We start from the raw sequence: 16,313 nt of genomic DNA on the forward strand, positions 1-16,313 counted from the left end.
GGCGCCGGTCCGCCGTTCAGACCAGGCGCATGCCCCACACGAAGGTGTGCTCGGCGCCAGGCTCGAGGGTGATGAGGTCGTCGCCGGTGCGGAACGCGTCCGCGATGCAGGTCATCGGCTCGATCGCGACGCCCGCACGGTGCACGCCCTCGACCACGTCGCCGGTGCACACCTGCCACGCCTTCGCCTCGGGGCCGGCCCAGATCTCGACGGTGGAGCCGTCCGCCCAGCCCAGGCGCGCCCACGAGCGGCCCTGGCCGTCGGGGATCACGTCCACCCACGCATCGTCGAACGCGACGCCGTCGAGCGACCATGCCGCTCGCAGGTCGAAGTCGCCGTCGACGGGAACGCTGCCGGTGGGGAGGAGGCGGTCGTCGACGGTCACCCTCGAGGATGCGTCGAGCTGCAGCGTGCACCGGTCCACGGGCGTGCCACCGGGCGCGAACCAGGGGTGGAAGCCGAGCCCGTAGGGCAGGGCGCGGGCGCCGACGTTGCGGGCGACCGTCGTGATCGTCAGACCGTCCTCGCCGAGCGCATACGTGATCGCGAGCGCCAGCTGGAACGGGTAGCCGGGGCTGGCGGGCAGCTCGTAGGCGAGGGTGACGGCCGTCTCCGAGACGCTGTCGACGCTCCAGTTCGCCCAGCTGACCAGGCCGTGGAGCGCGGTGCCGCGGCCCGGCTCGGACACGGGCACCTGCAGCTCCTCGCCGTCGAACGTGTACTTCCCGTCGCGCAGGCGGTTGGGCCACGGTGCGAGCACCATGCCGTGGAAGGCCGCCGGCAGCTCGTCCGCGGGGAAGGGGATGACCACCTCACGGCCGCCCACGACGTACTCGCGCAGCGCGGCGCCGACGGTCGCGATGGTGGCGGTCTGCTCGCCGGAGGTCAGGGTGATCTGGTCGCCCGAGATGAAGTCCATGCCGCGAACATATCGCGTCGCGACCGGGACCGCGGCACGGCCCGGGGAGGCGCGAGGGCTACCTGCCGCGCCGTCCCGCGAACACGGTGTGAAGCAACGGCACCGCCGACCCGATCATGAGGAACGTGCCCATCCCGGCGTTGTCGGCGTGCAGGCGGGCACCGGCGATCAGGAGCGCGGCGAACACCAGCGCCGAGATCAGCCGGCGGATGCTCCGCTCCGCCCTGTCGAGGGTCTTCTCCAGCTTGGGCATGGTCACCGCGAGCGAGCCGTCCTCGATCCGGCTCAGCGCGGCGTCGACCCGCTTGGGCAGCCGGTACGCGATCCGCGCGACGTCGCCGACCTCACGCGCGACGTCCCCCACGATGTCACGGCCCTGATCGCGGATCAGCTGGCCTGCGTACGGCTCGACCGAGTCCCACACGTTGTAGGCGGGGTTCAGCGCGCTGCACACGCCCGAGGTCAGCGACACGGCACGGATGATCAGCAGGAAGTTCTCCGGCAGCTGGAACGGCAGCGTCAGCATGAGGTCGGAGAACTCGAGGGCGAAGTCGCGGAACTCGCGCGGGTCCACCTCGCGCAGCTGCGCGAACCCCATGCCGCCGAACCGGGCGAACACCTGCTCCATGACCTTCTCGAGCTCGACCGAGTCGGCGCTCGGCAGCAGCACCCCCGCGTCGTGCATCGCCGCGACCATGGCGTGGCCGTCGCGCGACGCCGCCGCGATGATCAGGGCGCGCAGCGCCCCGCTGAGGCGGTCGGGGACCTCGCCCATCATCCCGAAGTCGACGAACGTCAGGGCGAACGATGCGGCGCGGCCCTTCGCGTCGCGCGGCCCCGGCGTGACGAAGAGGTTGCCCGGGTGCGGGTCGGCGTGGAAGAAGCCGTGGAGGAAGAGCTGGTCGAACATCACGTCCGCGAACACCGTCGCGACCTGCGCGGGGTCGATCCCCGCGGCGCGCAGCGCGTCGTGATCGGTGATCTTGATCGCGGTCACGTCCTCGAGCGTGAGCACCTGGCGGGACGTGCGCTCCCAGGCGATCCGGGGTGCCCGGACCCGCGCGTCGTCGCGGAAGTCGGCGGCGAAGCGCTCCGCGTTGGAGGCCTCGTGGAGGTAGTCGATCTCCTCGAGGCTGACCGCGGCGAACTCCTCGACCAGCGTGGGCATGTCCGTGCGGTCGGAGACCAGCCGCACGCGCGCCATCCAGCGCCCGACGCGCCGCAGGGCCGCCAGGTCGACCGCGACGATGCCCGCGATGCCCGGCCGCTGCACCTTGACGACGACGTCGGCGAACCCGGCCTCCCGCGCATCGTCCGGGCTGAGGCGGGCGCGGTACGCCTGGCCGAGCGACGCCGCGGCGACCGGGACCTCGTCGATCGCGGCGAACACCTGGCTGAGCGGCAGGCCGAGCTCGGCCTCCGCGAGCGCCCGGATCCGGTCGAACGGCACGGCTGGGACCTCGTCCTGCAGGTCCTCGAGCTCCTTGGTGAGCTCCGGCGGCAGCACGTCGAGCCGGGAGGACAGGAACTGGCCCAGCTTGATCATGAGCCCGCCGAGCTCGACCGCGAGCGCACGGAAGCGGACCGCGAAGCGACGCATCCGACGATCGCGGCTGCGTGCCGCCAGGCCGGCGAGGCCGATCTGCGGCAGCAGGATCTCGAACCACCACGCGATCGCGAGCTGCCAGGAGGCGAAGCGCAGGATCCGGCGGTAGCGGGCGCGGTCGAACGTGGCGTCCCGCGGGCCGTCGGTCACTGCGCCTCCCGGATCCCGCCGGCCCGCGTGGCCGGGCTGTCCGGCGATGCGTCAGTCCTGCGCGAGGATCGAGTAGATCTTACGTCGGGCGTCGGCGAGCACCTCGGCGGCCTGCGCCTGCTGGGCCTCGCTACCCGAGCGAGCCACCTGCGCGACCGCCTGCGCCAGGTCGACGCCGGCCTTGGGCACCGGGCCCATGTTCAGGCTCTCCTTGAACGAGGGGATGTCCCACGGCGCGTCGTCCGCGGCCGCCTCGGCGACGGGACGGCCCTCCTCGGTGAGGGTGTAGACCTTGCGGTCGTTCTGCATCGACTGGGTGATCAGGCCCTCGTCGGCCAGGAGCTGCAGGGTCGGGTACACGCTGCCGGCGCTGGGCTTCCACCTGCCGCCGGTGCGCTCCTCGATCTCGCGGATGATCTGGTAGCCGTGCATGGGGCCCTCGACCAGCAGCGCGAGCACGGCGTTGCGGACGTCGCCGCGGCCCATGCGGGTCCCGACGCGCTTGTCGAACTGGCTCTTGAGCTGCTCCATGGCGTCCCACATGGCGTCGGCGGGGTTGCCCCCGCTCTTCCAGGTGCTGTTCATGATGACCTCCGAACGATCGTCGACGACACTTAACGATGTATCGCTATTGTCGCTCGGGCGGGCCGCGAGCGCAAGGGGAGCCGCGAATCGTCCGCGCTGCGGCCCGCGCATCGTCCGCCCGGCGAAATGGCAGATCCGTGCCCGAAACCGCGACGTTCCGTGCACGGATCCTCCATTTCGCGGCGCGGTCCACGCGACACGCAGACCCCGCCCATCCACCGCCTCCCCGGCGCCGAACCGTGGGAGCGTGTACCCACGAAGGAGGCCCCATGCTCGACGCCGACACCGCGTACGCCCTGCTGCTGGGCGCCGTCGCGGCGTTCAACCCGTGCGGCTTCGCGCTCCTGCCGGCCTACCTCACGCTGATCGTGACCGGCTCCGCCGGCGCGGTCGGGGGAGACGATGCGGGGGTTCCGCGCGCGATCGCGCTGCGGCGCGCGCTGGGCTTCGCGCTGGCGATGACCGTCGGGTTCGTCGCGGTGTTCCTCGCGTTCGGGCTGCTCTTCGCGGGGGTGTCGCTCGGCCTGCAGGCGTCGGTGCTCCCGGCGGTTTCCTACGTGACGATCGTGCTCGGCGTGCTGGTCGCGATCCTCGGCGTCCGCATGGCCTGGCGCGGCGAGCTCTCGGGTCCCGGGCTGGGCGCGCTGGCGCGCGGCTCCCGCGCGCCCGGCCGCACGTGGCTCTCCCAGGCCGCGTACGGCGCATCGTTCGCCGTCGCGTCGCTCAGCTGCACCATCGGGCTCTTCCTGGTCGTGGTCACGCAGGCGCTCGGCGCCGGGGGACCGGTCGCGACCATCACGCCGTTCGTCGCGTACGGGCTCGGGATGGGGACGGCCGTGGTGCTGGTGTCGCTCGTGGCCGCCCTCGCCGGCACCGGTGTCGCCGCGGCGCTGCGCCGCCGCACGCCGCTGCTCATGCGGATCGGCGGGGTGCTGATGGTGCTGGCGGGCGTCTACGTCACGCTCTTCGGGCTCGCGGAGGTGCTGCCCCGGTTCGGCATCGACGCGCTCGACCCCGTGATCGCGGTCACCACGCGCTGGCAGTCCGCGGTGACGTTCGCGGTCCAGGACTGGGGCACCCCGGTGCTGGTGGGGCTGGTCGTGCTCGCCGTGGGAGCGGCCGTTACGGTGGAGGTGGCGGCGCGACGAGCGGAGGCGCGGTGAGCGACAAGGTCGACTTCAAGCGATCCGACCCCGGCTTCCGCGCCCGCGCGGGAGCCTGGTCGGAGCTCGACGTGCCCGAGCGCCGCCTCGTCGCCGTCGACGGCACGGGTGATCCGAACGGCCCCGCCTTCGCCGAGGCCCTCGCCGCGCTCTACCCGGTCGCCTACGCGCTCAAGTTCGCATCCAGGACCGCGGGGCGCGACTACGTGTTGCCGCCGCTCGAGGGGCTGTGGTGGGCGGAGGACATGACCACCTTCACCTCCCGCGACAAGGGGGCGTGGAGCTGGACCGCCATGCTCATGGTGCCGCCCTGGCTCGACGATGCGGCGGTCGCCGATGCGGTCGCGGTCACGCGCGCCAAGGGCGCGCCGGCGCGGCTCGACGATGTGCGCGTCCTCACGCTCGCCGAGGGCCGGTGCCTCCAGACGCTGCACGTGGGGCCGTTCGACGCCGAGGGGCCCGTGCTCGCGCAGCTGCACGCCGAGGTGCTGCCCGCGGCCGGGCTGGTCGAGGCCGGTCACCACCACGAGATCTACCTGTCCGACCTGAGGCGCACCACGCCTGCGAGGCTGCGGACCCTGCTGCGCCAGCCGGTCCGCGCCGCCTGACTCTGGGGGTCGAGCCGGACTCGTCAGCTCGCGGCGAGCTCCTCCGCGCGGGTGACGATCTCCTCGACGGTCGTGCCCGCGCCGGTCACCGTGACCATGCCCGAGTCGTCGAGGAACACGAACGTCGACTGGGACGCGACCTCGAAGTACCGCCAGGTGTCGCCCTCGAGGTCGACCACGTGCGTCATGTCCTGGACGCCGTACTCGTCGATGAACTGGTCGACCTGATCCTCGGAGTCGGTCAACCCGGCCACCCCGATGAACTCGACGCCGTCGGGGAGCTGCGGCAGCGCCTCGTTGACGAGTCCCGCCTGGCGCTGGCACGTCGGGCACCACGGCGCCCAGAACCACAGGACCGTGTCGGTGCCGGCCAACGATGCGGGGTCGAAGTCGGCTCCGTCGATGATGGCCGCCATCGCGGCATCGCCGTCGGTGCCGGTCATCATGGCGTCGTCATCGGTGGGCTCGGTGGACGCCTCGGGCGTCATCACAGCATCCTCGGAGGTCGCTGCAGCGCCGGGCGCGGCCGCGTCCTCCGCCGTGCCGCCGCTCGCGCATCCGGCGAGCACCAGCAGCCCCGCCATGGTCGTTATCGTCGCCGCAACCGCGGCCCCGCCTCGTCGCATCGTCCCTCCCCAGGATCGTCCTGCGAGGTCTTCGGAGACCCCGGTGGACCGGATGGGTGCGACCTCAGAGGTCCCGCGCCATGTCGGTGAAGTGCGCGTAGTCCTTGCGGAACGCCACCTCGATGGTGTCGGTGGGTCCGGCGCGGTGCTTGGCGACGATGAAGTCGGCCTCCCCGGGGCGGTTCTCGCGGTCGTAGACGTCCTCGCGGTGCAGGAGGATCACGATGTCCGCGTCCTGCTCGATCGCACCCGACTCACGCATGTCCGACAGCATGGGCTTCTTGTCGCCGCGCTGCTCCGAGCCTCGGTTCAGCTGCGAGATCGCGATCACCGGCGCCTCGACCTCCTTCGCGAGCAGCTTGAGCGCACGGGAGAACTCCGAGACCTCCTGCTGACGGGACTCGACCTTGCGACCCGAGGTCATGAGCTGCAGGTAGTCGACCACGATCAGCTTGAGGTCGTGCTGCTGCTTGAGGCGGCGGCACTTGGCGCGGATCTCCATGAGCGACATGTTGGGGCTGTCGTCGATGAACAGCGGCGCCTTCGCGACCTTCGCGGCGGTCTGGGCGAGCCGCTCCCAGTCGCTCGGCCCCATCGGGCCCTTGGTCAGGCTCGACAGCTTGACGCTCGCCTCGGCGGAGAGCATGCGCTTGGTGATCTCCTCGCGGCTCATCTCGAGGGAGAAGATGACGGCGGCCTTGTTGTGGTGGATCGCGCACGAGCGCGCGATGTCGAGACCGAGCGTCGACTTTCCGACCGCGGGTCGGGCCGCGATGACCACCATCTGACCGGCCTGGAGGCCACCCGTGAGGTCGTCGAGGTCGCGGAAGCCCGTCGGGACGCCGAGCATCTTGCCGTCGCGCGAGGACGCCGCGTCGACCTCCTCGAGAGTGCGCTCCATGATCTCGCCGATAGGGAGGTAGTCCTCGGAGTTGCGGCGCTCGGTCACGGCGAAGATCTCAGACGAGGCGGCGTCGACGATCTGGTCGACCTCCGAACCCTCGCCGGCGTACCCGAGGTTCGCGATCCGCGTGCCTGCCTCGACCAGCTTCCGCAGGATCGCCTGCTCGCGCACGATCCGGGCGTAGTAGCCTGCGGACGCCGCCGACGGGACCGAGGCGATGAGGGTGTGGAGGTACTCCGCTCCGCCGACCCGCGCCAACTCGCCCCGGCGCTGCAGCTCGGCGGACACCGTGAGCGCGTCGACGGGGTCTCCGGTGTTGTACAGCTTGACCGCGACCTCGAAGATCGTCTCGTGCGCGGGCTTGTAGAAGTCGTCGCCGCGCACGGCCTCGATGACGTCGGCCATCGCGTCCTTGGACAACATCATCGAGCCGAGGACCGACTGCTCGGCCTCCAGGTTCTGCGGCGGCACGCGATCGAACGTGGCGCGCTCGCCGCCTCCGGCGTACGCGGCCTCGAGCTCGTCGACCGACATCGTGCTCCCTCTCCTGTACGGGTGAGCCCCGGACGCCATCAGTGTCGCGCGGGGGTCAGACACGCGAATGTAGAGCGCCCGGCGCGGCGGCTCAAATCCGCGAGCGCCCCGACCGTGGACGGACCGTGGAGAACTCGTTATCCACAGTGGAGGAACCGTGGACAACTCCCTGGGGAGGGTGTGGAGGAAAATGTGGATGAACCGTCAACGTGACGTTTAACCCTGTGCCTGCCAGGGATTTCGCTGGACGCACCGCTGTGGAAACCGCGGGGGACAAAGTCCTCGGCGTGTCGCGCTTCGGCGTGTCGGCGCGCGGTGCCGCAATCCGCATCGTCCCGCCGCCGCGGGCGCCCTCCCGGACGCGCGCCATGCGAACGTTCACACGCCCCGGGACGACCCCGCGCGCCCGACCTGCCCCGCACTCCTCCAACCCGGCCCTCCGCCGAAATGGAGGATCCGTGCCCGAGACCGCCCTCTTTCGGACGCCGATCGGCCACTACACCTCCTTGAACCGGCCCCAGCGCTCAGGCGAGATCTCGCAGCCGGACCGCGACGATCCGGTCGAGGGTCCGGCGGCACCACTCGGGCCGGTCTCTCAGGTCTCGGTACCGGTAGCGGACCGTCTGGTAGCCGAGCGCGCTGAGCTCGACATCGCGCCGGTGGTCCCGAGCCACGTCCTCCGGGGCGCCGTGATACGAGTCGGAGTCGATCTCGACCGCCAGGCGGGCCCGACGATGGAGCATGTCGACAGGCCGCCCGCGCCCGTCACCGACGACCGGGACCTGCCGTTCGAACTCGTCGTACCGTGGATGGCGGAAGACCTCGCGCCGTGCCATCACCTCACCGGGCGACTGCGCCCCGTCGATGAACTCGCCGAGAATCGCCAGGAGCTCGGCACGCTGGGGGACCTTGCCGCGCCCGGACGAGGCCTCCGCGATCGCCGCAGGTGCCGCGCATCGCAGCCACAGCGCGTCGTACAGGACCGCGCGCCGCCGCTCGACCGGGGCGCGCGCCCAGGCGTCGACCACCGCATCCGGCGGCGTCAGCACGCGGCAACGGCGAAGCGTCCACGCGGGCCCTGGAGCGGGGATGCGACGTGCCTGGATCCATGGGGCGCGGGGAGCGTGGCTGCTCGGGTCGACGATCACCTGGACCACGCGGGGCGCCGGGTACGCGTCGTTCACCAGGTGCAGAGCAGAGCGGCCTGCGATGGTGGCGCGCCCTCGCGAGGCCAGCGTCACCGCATGGCAGAGCACGCGGTGATCCGTCGCCAGGTCGGCGGGCGCGTAGACGCCGGGCAGCAGTCGCACCAGCACGCCGCTCTCGACGGCCCGCTCCAGCAACCGCCGCCCGAGCACGCGAAGCAGCGCACCTCGGGGCGCCGCGATCCTGCCGCGCCGCATCCGATCGACCTCGTCGGTCAGACGTGCCACGAGCGCCCTGTGAGTCCCCATGGCCAGATCGTGGGCCGGCATCGGCGGGCGCGGCGTCGGTCGACCGGCGGCGGGCACGGGCGGGAACGCGCGGGGGCCTGTCGACATCGGTCCTCGCACCGGAGACCTGGTGAGCCCGCCGAGCCGCCGGCCGCCAGGCGCCCGCTGAGCCGAAATGGACGTTGAGTGCACGCAACGCGGCCGTTTCGGGCACCAGAGCTCCATTTCGGGACGCGGCGGCGGGACGCGGCGGCGGGAAGCGGATCAAGCGGCGGGAAGCGGATCAAGCGGCGGGAGGCGGAGCGGGCGGGAAGCGGGTCAGGCGGCGGAAGGCGGCCGCGGGCGGTGGGAGGTGGGAGGTGGAGGCGTCAACGGAGCCGCGGCTCGCGCCCGACGCCCGACACCCGCCCCGACATGCATCGAGGCCCGGCGCCCCGCCCCCGCTAGGGGACGGCGCGCCGGGCCTCGAACGCGTGTGTCGCGAGGACTACTTCGCGGCGACCACCTGGACGGTGACCTTGGCCGCGACGTCGCTGTGCAGCGAGACCTTGACCTCGTACTCGCCCAGCGCCTTGATCGGCTGCGCCACGTGGATGCGACGCTTGTCGACCTTGGCGCGGTCGCCGATGGCGTCCGCGATGTCGGCGGGCGACACGGCGCCGAAGAGGCGGCCCGACTCGCCGGCCTTGACCGAGACCACCACGGGCGAGGCCTGGAGCGCGTCGCGCGCGGCCTGAGCACCCTCGATGGACGCGATCTCCTTGGCGCGCTGCGCCTTGCGGAGGCCCTCGATCTGCTTCTCGGCACCCGCCGACCACGGGGTGGCCAGCTTGCGGGGGACGAGGTAGTTGCGGGCGTAACCGTCCTTGACGTCGACGACGTCGCCGGCGATGCCGAGGCCGGAGACCTCGTGGGTCAGGATGACCTTAGCCATGAGACAGACCCCCGATCAGCGGCCGGAGCCGGCGTAGGGGAGGAGCGCCATCTCACGAGCGACCTTGATCGCCCGCGCGATGTCGCGCTGCTCCTGGACGGTGACACCGGTGACGCGGCGCGAACGGATCTTGCCGCGGTCGGAGATGAACTTGCGAAGCAGCGCGGTGTCCTTGTAGTCAACCTTGTCGACCTTGGCGGCCTTGAGCGGGTTGACCTTCTTGCGCGGCTTGCGGATGTCGTGCTTAGCCATGTGAAGACTCCTGATGAAAAGTACCTGTTAGAACGGGGGCTCATCCGACGCCGGGGCGGTCGCCCACGGGTCGTTGCTCGAGCCTCCGGCGGGCGAGCCGCCGCCGTAGCCACCACCGAAGCCGCCCGACTGGTTGCCGCCGCCCCCGGAGAAGCCGCCTCCGCCGCCGCCACCGCGCTGCGTGCGCGTGACCTTGGCCGTGGCGTACCTCAGGGACGGGCCGACCTCGTCGACCTGCATCTCGGTGACCGTGCGCTTCTCGCCGTTCGCCTCCCACGAGCGGGCCACGAGACGGCCGGTGACGATCACGCGCATGCCCTTGGTGAGGGACTCTGCGACGTTCTCGGCGGCCTCACGCCAGAGGGAGCACCGCATGAACAGGGTCTCCCCGTCCTTCCACTCGTTCGACTGACGGTCGAACGTGCGGGGGGTCGACGCGACGGTGAAGTTCACGACCGCGGCGCCGGAGGAGATGAATCGAAGCTCGGGGTCACCGGTGAGGTTGCCCACCACCGTGATCTGAGTGTCGCCTGCCATGTGTGTTCCCTCGGTTTCGTGTATTCGCTGGTGAGAGTCGGGATGCGGGCCTGGACTAGTGAGCGTCCGGGCGGAGCAGCTTGGTGCGAAGGATCGCCTCGTTGATGCCGAGCTGGCGCTCGAGCTCCTTGGCGGTGGCGGACTCCGAGGTGAAGTTGATCACCGCGTAGATGCCGTCAGCCTTCTTCTTGATCGGATAAGCGAGACGGCGACGGCCCCAGATGTCGACCTTGTCGACGGTGCCCTTGTCGTTGCTGATCACGGTCAGGTACTTGTCGAGCGACGGAGCGACGGTCCGCTCGTCGATCTCGGGGTCAAGGATGACCATCATTTCGTACTGGCGCATTGATACCCACCTCCTCTGGTCTGGTCGGCTGCGGTCTTTCCGCAGCAGGAGGGTTGCGTCTGTGGCCGAGGCCACCGAGCAATGGTACCGGCACCAGGTCCCGAGGCGCCACATGCCTGTGGAGGGGACGCAGGGACGATGCGCCGGTCGCCCCGGGAGCGGCGCGCGCCTCCGTCTAGACTGACGAGTCGAATCGGGAGGTGCGGGTGAGGCAGGTACTGGTCGTCGGGCTCGGCGGGGACATCGGGACCTACGCGTTCCAGCGCGCCGCGCATGAGCGGTTCGGCTGGCCGTCGCTGGTGGTCGGGCCGCGCGTCACCACCTTCGGTCGCCACTCGACGCTCGCGCGGTGGATCATCGAGCCGGACATCTTCACCCCGGAGACGCTGCTCGCGCGGCTCGACGCGATCGCGGCGGAGCATCCCGACCACGACCTGCTCCTGTTCACCAACCTCGACTGGCACGTCCGCGTGCTCGCGGAGCACCGCGAGCGGCTCGACCCGCGGTGGATCGTCCCGTTCCCCTCGCTCGCGGCCTTCGACCTCGTCTCCTCCAAGGTCGCCTTCGCCCAGGCGTGCGACCAGGTCGGCATCCGCACACCCTTCACGGTGGCCGTGTCGTTCGGCGACGCGGCCGCGGTCGGTCCCGCAGACGCCGTCGCGCAGCTGCGCGAGCGCGACCTCGCCTACCCGCTGATCGGCAAGCCCTCCAACAGCGCGGACTGGTTCGCGATCGAGTTCCCGGGCAAGCAGAAGATCCATCACTTCGAGTCCGAGGCCGAGCTGGTGGACGTGCTGGCCCACCTCGAGGAGCGCGGCTACCCGTCGGAGTTCCTGGTCCAGGAGTTCGTGCCGGGCGACGAGACCCACATGCGCTCGCTCACCGCCTACCGCGACCGCGCGGGCCAGGTGACGCTCGTCGCGGGCGGCCAGGTGCTGCTCGAGGAGCACACTCCGGGCACGCTCGGGATCCCCGCCGCGATCCTCACGGGCGTCGACCGCGAGGCCTTCGACCAGGCGGCCCGCCTGCTCGACCACATCGCCTACGAGGGCTTCGCGAACTTCGACTACAAGGTCTCGAGCCGCACGGGCGAGAAGGTCTTCTTCGAGGCCAACCCGCGCATCGGCCGCAACAACTTCTACGTGACGGCCTCGGGCGTCAACGTCGCCGAGGTGCTCGCCCGCGACCTGCTCCCGGCGCATGTGGACGGCGCCCCGGCGCCGCTCAGCCCCGAGCGGGACGTGCTCTACAGCGTGGTGCCGTACCGCTTCCTGCTGCGCTACCTGCTGGACCCGGGCCTGCGGGCGCGCGTCCGCACCGCGAAGCGCCGCCACGGCGTCCATCACCCGCTGCGGTACCGGGGCGACGCGAGCCTCAAGCGGCGCCTGTGGGTGCGGTCGGTGGACCTGCGCCTGGTCAGCAAGTACCTCCAGCACTACCCGCGGCCCACCGAGTCCGGCTTCTGACGCGGATAGTCTCGAGCCCATGAGCCTGCCCACGCCGCTGCGCGTCGAGGACGTGTCCGACGACCGGTTCCTCGAGCTCGCCCGCCGAGGCCCCCACCCGGTCCCGATCGAGCAGGCGCCCGCGTGGGACGCGTACGACGCGGCCGTCTGGGGCCGCGAGCACCTCGCCCGCCTCGCGGTGATCGGGGCGGACGATGCGCCGGTCGCCGTCGTGTCCCTGTCGCGTTACGAGGTGCGCGGCTTCCCCTACGTGTGGGCGAAGCACGGTCCGATCGTCCTGGTCGAGCAGACCCCCGAGAACGAGAAGGCGATCCGGGACGCGCTGGTGGCCGCGCTGCGCGAGCGCTACCCGTGGGCCGTGTTCGCCCGCCTGCACGCGCGCCACGCGGCGGGCGACCTGCACGAGCTGCTCCAGACCGTCACCTTCGACCACACGGTGTACGTCGACCTCACCGCGCCCGAGGACCAGATCATGGCGTCGTTCTCGAAGCGCGGACGGTACAAGATCCGGCGCACGCTCAAGGACGAGGCGATGACGGTCGCCGAGGAGACCGGCCTGACGGGCGAGCAGTTCGAGGAGCTCTACGAGATCTACCGCGAGACCGCGGCAGGGGCGGGCTTCGGCATCTTTCCGGCGGAGATGTACCTGACGATGCTCGACACGCTCAGCCCGCACGCGCGGATCTGGGTGGCCCGCCGTCACGACGCGGGGCCGGACGGCGACCTGGCCCCCGGCCGTGCCGTGGCCTGGGTCATCGCGGTGGTGCACGAGGACGGCGGCACCGACTACTACGCGGCGAACAACCTCGAGGCGCGCGACACGAACGCGGCCCTCCGCCTCAAGTGGGAGATCCTCACCACGCTCAAGGCGGAGGGCGTCCGCGAGTACGACCTGTTCGGCGTCGGCTCCGAGCGCGCCCCGCAGCTCATGGGCGTGCGGGAGTTCAAGCAGCAGTTCGGCGAGATCGTCGAGTGCGACGGCGCGTGGGACGTGCCGCTCAAGACAGTGCGCTACCGCGCGCTCACGACGGCGCTCCGCCTCAAGCGCGCGATCCGCTGACGGACGGACCCTGGCCCTCAGCCTCCGAGCGCTCCGTCGACGGCCGTCCCCGTGCCGTTGCCGTTCCCGTTGCCGTTCCCGTTGCCGTCGCCCGACGCGCCGGCGGTCACCGACGGCTCGGGAGTCGCGCTGGGCTCCGGGGTCGGGGTGGGCTCGGCGGTCTCGGTCGGGCTCGGCGTGACGATCGGCTCGGAGGTCTCCGTCGGCGTCGGGCTGGGGGTGCTCGACGGGGTCGGCGTGGGTGTCGAGATCACGCCTCGGTCCTCGCCGACGTCCGCCCGGGGCGCGAACGAGGCGACCTCGTAGTCCTCGAGGATCGGGCCCATCATCTCGACCCAGATGTCGGCGGGCACCGAGCCTCCGGTGATCGAGCTGTAGCCGCCGAAGGGGGTGATCTGCTCGACCGAGCCGTCCTCGCCCACCTGGTAGAGCGACACCGCGCCGACGATTTGCGGGCTGAAGCCGATGAACCACGCCGAGCGGTTGTCGTTCGACGTTCCGGTCTTGCCGCCGAGGGGACGGCCCAGCGCCGCCGCCTTGCGCGCGGTGCCGCTGTTGACCACCTGCTGCATCGCGTAGGTCGCGTCAGCGATCACGTCCTCGTCGAACACGCGCTGCGCGTCCACCTCGTGCTCGAACACCGTGGTGCCGTCCGTGTCGACGACCGTCTGCACGCTGTACGGATCCTTCTCCAGGCCCGTGTCCGCGATGGTCGTGTACGCGTGCACCATGGCCAGCTGGGTCGGCGACGCCGTGCCCAGCACGTTGGCCGGGTTCGCGTCGAGACCCACGGTGTCCTCGGGGAGGCCCGCCGCGATCGCGACGTCCCGGACCTTGTCGTTGCCGACGTCGACGCCGAGCTGCGCGTAGTAGGTGTTCACGGACTTCTCGGTCGCGGTGATCATGTTGATGCGCCCGTAATTGGTGCCGCCGAAGTTGCGGACCTGGTTGTCGAAGCCCTCGACGGTCATCAGGTTGTCCGAGGTGTAGGTCGTGTTGAGCGACCAGCCGGTGGACAGCGCCGCGATCATCGCGAAGGGCTTGAACGTCGAACCGGCCTGCGCGATGTCCTGCGTCACCGCGTTGCGCTGGACGGCCAGGTAGTCCGCGCCGCCGTACATCGCCGTGATGGCGCCGGTGGTGGCGTCCACCGTGCTCGCCGCGACGTGAAGGTTGTCCGCGTGATCCTCGGGCATCGCCGCGACGGCGTCCTCGACCGCCTGCTGGTGGTCCGGCTGGAACGTGGTGACGATCCGGTAGCCGCCGAGCTCGATCTCCTCCTGGTCCACGTCGAGCACGCTCATCGCCTCGTTGATCGCGGTCCGCAGCAGGTACCCGGTGGGCCCGGCGAACGTGTCCGCGGCGACGTACTCGACGGTCTCGGGGAAGGTCTGCGCATCACGCTCGTCCTGGGTGATGAACTCGCCCTCGACCATGCCGTCGAACACGTAGTTCCACCGCTGCTCCGCCTTCTCGGGGCTGAGGCGCGGGTCCCAGGCGCTGGGCGCGGGGATGATCCCGGCCAGCATCGCCGCCTCCGAGACGCTCAGCTCGGACGCGGGCTTGGCGAAGTACGCCTGCGCCGCGGCGTCGATGCCGTAGGCGCCGCGCCCGAAGTAGATGGTGTTCATGTAGTTGCAGAGGACCTCGTCCTTGGTCTGCTCCGAGTCCACCTTGAGCGCGAGCAGCGCCTCCTTGATCTTGCCGGGGATGTCGGTGGTCGTCTCCCCGAAGTAGTAGCGCTCGACGTACTGCTGGGTGATGGTCGATCCGCCCTGCTTCTTGCCCAGCACGACCGTGTTGAACAGCGCGCGGGCGGTGCCGAAGAAGTCGATGCCCGGGTTCGTGTAGAAGCTGCGGTCCTCCGCCGCGACGATCGCGTGCGGCACGTGGTCGGGGAGCGCCGCGCAGTCGATGATGTTGCGGTCGACCTCGCCGATCCGACCCATCTCCGTCTCGCCGTCCGCCCAGTACACGGTGGACGCCTGTGCGAGCGCCACGTCGGACGCCTCGGGGACCTCGAGCCGCGAGTAGACGACCATGAGCGTGATCGAGCCGACCGCGATCGCGACGAGCCCGGCGATGAGCGCGCCGATCCCGACGCGCTTGAGGACGCGCTTCCAGCGCGGGCCCTCCGGCTGCTTCGTGGGCCGCTTGCCGCCGCCGCTCCCGCCGGCGCCGCCGCCCTTGCCGCCGGACGATGCCCCGGTCGCCGTCACGCCCGTCTGCACCCAGCCGCTGGTCGGCTTGCTCGCCGCCGCGCCGGTGGTGGGCCGGGTCGAGCGCCGCTGGGGAGCGCTCGACGAGCGCGGGGCGGTGCCGCCGGCGGCGGTGCGGGTCGTGGGCCGTCGGGGCGGCTGGGCGCTATCGGTCACAGGTCCACCTTAGAGATCGAGGCGTCGGGCAGGCCGGAGCCGGGGTGCGGGCTCCGCATCGGTGTCATAACGTTCACCTCCCCGCATTCGTGACCCAGCGGGGCGGATTCGCGTGTCACGATTCCGTGATGTATCTTCTCCGATGTATCAGTTCGATATAACTAGCCGTTCGATCGACGCGCAATCCCGCGCGCCGAGGATCCACCACGGCGGAGAGGAAGGCGACCATGGCCAAGACCGATGTGCTCACGCTCGCCATCCTCGGGATGCTGCGCGAGCAGCCCCTCCACGGCTATCAGATCCGCAAGCGTCTCGGCGCCCAGCTGGGACCCTTCCGCGCGCTGAGCTACGGGTCCCTGTACCCGTGCCTCAGGCGCATGGTCGACGCGGAGCTCATCACCGTCACCGGTGAGGAGCCCGCCTCGTCCGCCCCCGCATCGTCCCGGCGTGCCCGGATCGCGTACAGCCTCACCGAGGCGGGACGCGCCCGGCTGGCGGAGGAGCTCGCCTCCTCCGGCGCGTCGTCCTGGGACGACGACACGTTCGATGTGCGCTTCTCCATGTTCGCGCACACGGACTCCGCGACCCGGCTGCGGATCCTGGAGGGACGGCGCAGCCGTCTCTCCGAGCGCCTGGAGGAGGTGTCGGACGGTCTCAAGCGCATGCATGAGCGCCACGACGCCTACACCGCCGAGCTGCAGCGCCACGGCCTCGAGCAGGTCGAGCGCGAGGTCGAGTGGCTCGACCGGCTCATCGAGAATGAACGATCCGCCCCCGGCGGTGACAACCCCGGCTCCGCCTCGGCGGGCCGCTGA

At 71.1% G+C, this 16,313-nt stretch carries 16 protein-coding genes; 5 read left to right on the forward strand and 11 right to left on the reverse strand.

The features are described 5' to 3' along the window. Positions 1-16: 16 nt before the first annotated feature. From QQX13_RS08425 to QQX13_RS08435, 3 genes are read right to left on the reverse strand one after another with little or no spacing between them, the layout of a single operon-like run. Positions 17-919 (reverse strand): aldose 1-epimerase family protein, encoded by a 903-nt coding sequence (locus QQX13_RS08425; protein ID WP_301119096.1) that lies wholly within the window; start codon positions 917-919, stop codon positions 17-19. Positions 920-977: 58 nt separating this feature from the next. Beyond that, positions 978-2,675 (reverse strand): ABC1 kinase family protein, encoded by a 1,698-nt coding sequence (locus QQX13_RS08430; RefSeq protein ID WP_301119095.1) that lies wholly within the window; start codon positions 2,673-2,675, stop codon positions 978-980. Positions 2,676-2,726: 51 nt separating this feature from the next. Continuing rightward, positions 2,727-3,260 carry a PadR family transcriptional regulator gene (locus QQX13_RS08435; RefSeq protein WP_301119094.1) on the reverse strand — a complete coding sequence of 178 codons (534 nt, stop codon included), beginning with the start codon at positions 3,258-3,260 and terminating at the stop codon, positions 2,727-2,729. A gap of 269 nt (positions 3,261-3,529) precedes the next feature. On the opposite strand from QQX13_RS08435, the gene QQX13_RS08440 reads away from it, so the two are divergent. Continuing rightward, on the forward strand, positions 3,530-4,423 hold the full coding sequence (locus tag QQX13_RS08440; RefSeq protein ID WP_301119093.1) for a cytochrome c biogenesis CcdA family protein: 894 nt from the start codon (positions 3,530-3,532) through the stop codon (positions 4,421-4,423). After that, positions 4,420-5,031, forward strand: coding sequence for a GyrI-like domain-containing protein (locus QQX13_RS08445; protein WP_301119092.1), 612 nt, complete (start codon positions 4,420-4,422; stop codon positions 5,029-5,031). The genes QQX13_RS08440 and QQX13_RS08445 overlap by 4 nt, the downstream gene beginning before the upstream one ends. A 23-nt stretch (positions 5,032-5,054) precedes the next feature. Here the strand turns inward: QQX13_RS08445 and QQX13_RS08450 are convergent, their stop codons facing one another. From QQX13_RS08450 to rpsF, 7 genes are all read right to left on the reverse strand, one after another. Beyond that, the gene (locus tag QQX13_RS08450; RefSeq protein WP_301119091.1) at positions 5,055-5,615 is read right to left on the reverse strand and encodes a redoxin family protein; all 561 of its coding nucleotides are present in this window, start codon (positions 5,613-5,615) and stop codon (positions 5,055-5,057) included. Between the two features lie 106 nt (positions 5,616-5,721). Beyond that, positions 5,722-7,095 (reverse strand): replicative DNA helicase, encoded by a 1,374-nt coding sequence (dnaB, locus tag QQX13_RS08455; protein WP_301119090.1) that lies wholly within the window; start codon positions 7,093-7,095, stop codon positions 5,722-5,724. Positions 7,096-7,619: 524 nt separating this feature from the next. Next, positions 7,620-8,549: a DUF559 domain-containing protein gene (locus QQX13_RS08460; protein WP_301119089.1), complete on the reverse strand. Its 930-nt coding sequence runs from the start codon at positions 8,547-8,549 to the stop codon at positions 7,620-7,622. 466 nt (positions 8,550-9,015) lie between these two features. After that, complete coding sequence (gene rplI, locus QQX13_RS08465) at positions 9,016-9,462, reverse strand: 50S ribosomal protein L9 (RefSeq protein WP_301119088.1); 447 nt, start codon at positions 9,460-9,462, stop codon at positions 9,016-9,018. A gap of 15 nt (positions 9,463-9,477) precedes the next feature. Continuing rightward, positions 9,478-9,714 carry a 30S ribosomal protein S18 gene (gene rpsR / locus QQX13_RS08470; RefSeq protein ID WP_301119087.1) on the reverse strand — a complete coding sequence of 79 codons (237 nt, stop codon included), beginning with the start codon at positions 9,712-9,714 and terminating at the stop codon, positions 9,478-9,480. A gap of 27 nt (positions 9,715-9,741) precedes the next feature. Continuing rightward, the gene (locus QQX13_RS08475; RefSeq protein ID WP_301119086.1) at positions 9,742-10,251 is read right to left on the reverse strand and encodes a single-stranded DNA-binding protein; all 510 of its coding nucleotides are present in this window, start codon (positions 10,249-10,251) and stop codon (positions 9,742-9,744) included. 55 nt (positions 10,252-10,306) lie between these two features. Then, positions 10,307-10,597 carry a 30S ribosomal protein S6 gene (gene rpsF / locus QQX13_RS08480; protein WP_301119085.1) on the reverse strand — a complete coding sequence of 97 codons (291 nt, stop codon included), beginning with the start codon at positions 10,595-10,597 and terminating at the stop codon, positions 10,307-10,309. A gap of 206 nt (positions 10,598-10,803) precedes the next feature. Between rpsF and QQX13_RS08485 the strand changes: the two genes are divergently transcribed. Both QQX13_RS08485 and QQX13_RS08490 read left to right on the forward strand, forming a co-directional pair. Continuing rightward, positions 10,804-12,063, forward strand: a complete 1,260-nt coding sequence (locus QQX13_RS08485) for a carboxylate--amine ligase (protein WP_301119084.1) — start codon at positions 10,804-10,806, stop codon at positions 12,061-12,063. A 19-nt stretch (positions 12,064-12,082) separates the two neighbouring features. After that, entirely contained in the window at positions 12,083-13,123 is a 1,041-nt protein-coding gene (locus QQX13_RS08490) for a lipid II:glycine glycyltransferase FemX (RefSeq protein ID WP_301119083.1), read from the forward strand. Between the two features lie 17 nt (positions 13,124-13,140). Here QQX13_RS08490 and QQX13_RS08495 read toward each other — a convergent pair whose 3' ends face one another. After that, positions 13,141-15,498, reverse strand: coding sequence for a transglycosylase domain-containing protein (locus tag QQX13_RS08495; RefSeq protein ID WP_301153099.1), 2,358 nt, complete (start codon positions 15,496-15,498; stop codon positions 13,141-13,143). A 227-nt stretch (positions 15,499-15,725) separates the two neighbouring features. Here QQX13_RS08495 and QQX13_RS08500 point away from each other — a divergent pair, with 227 nt between their 5' ends. Further along, positions 15,726-16,313 carry a PadR family transcriptional regulator gene (locus tag QQX13_RS08500; protein WP_301119081.1) on the forward strand — a complete coding sequence of 196 codons (588 nt, stop codon included), beginning with the start codon at positions 15,726-15,728 and terminating at the stop codon, positions 16,311-16,313.

The sequence above is a fragment of the Demequina lignilytica genome (genome assembly GCF_030418375.1).
In the GTDB taxonomy this organism is placed as follows: domain Bacteria; phylum Actinomycetota; class Actinomycetes; order Actinomycetales; family Demequinaceae; genus Demequina; species Demequina lignilytica.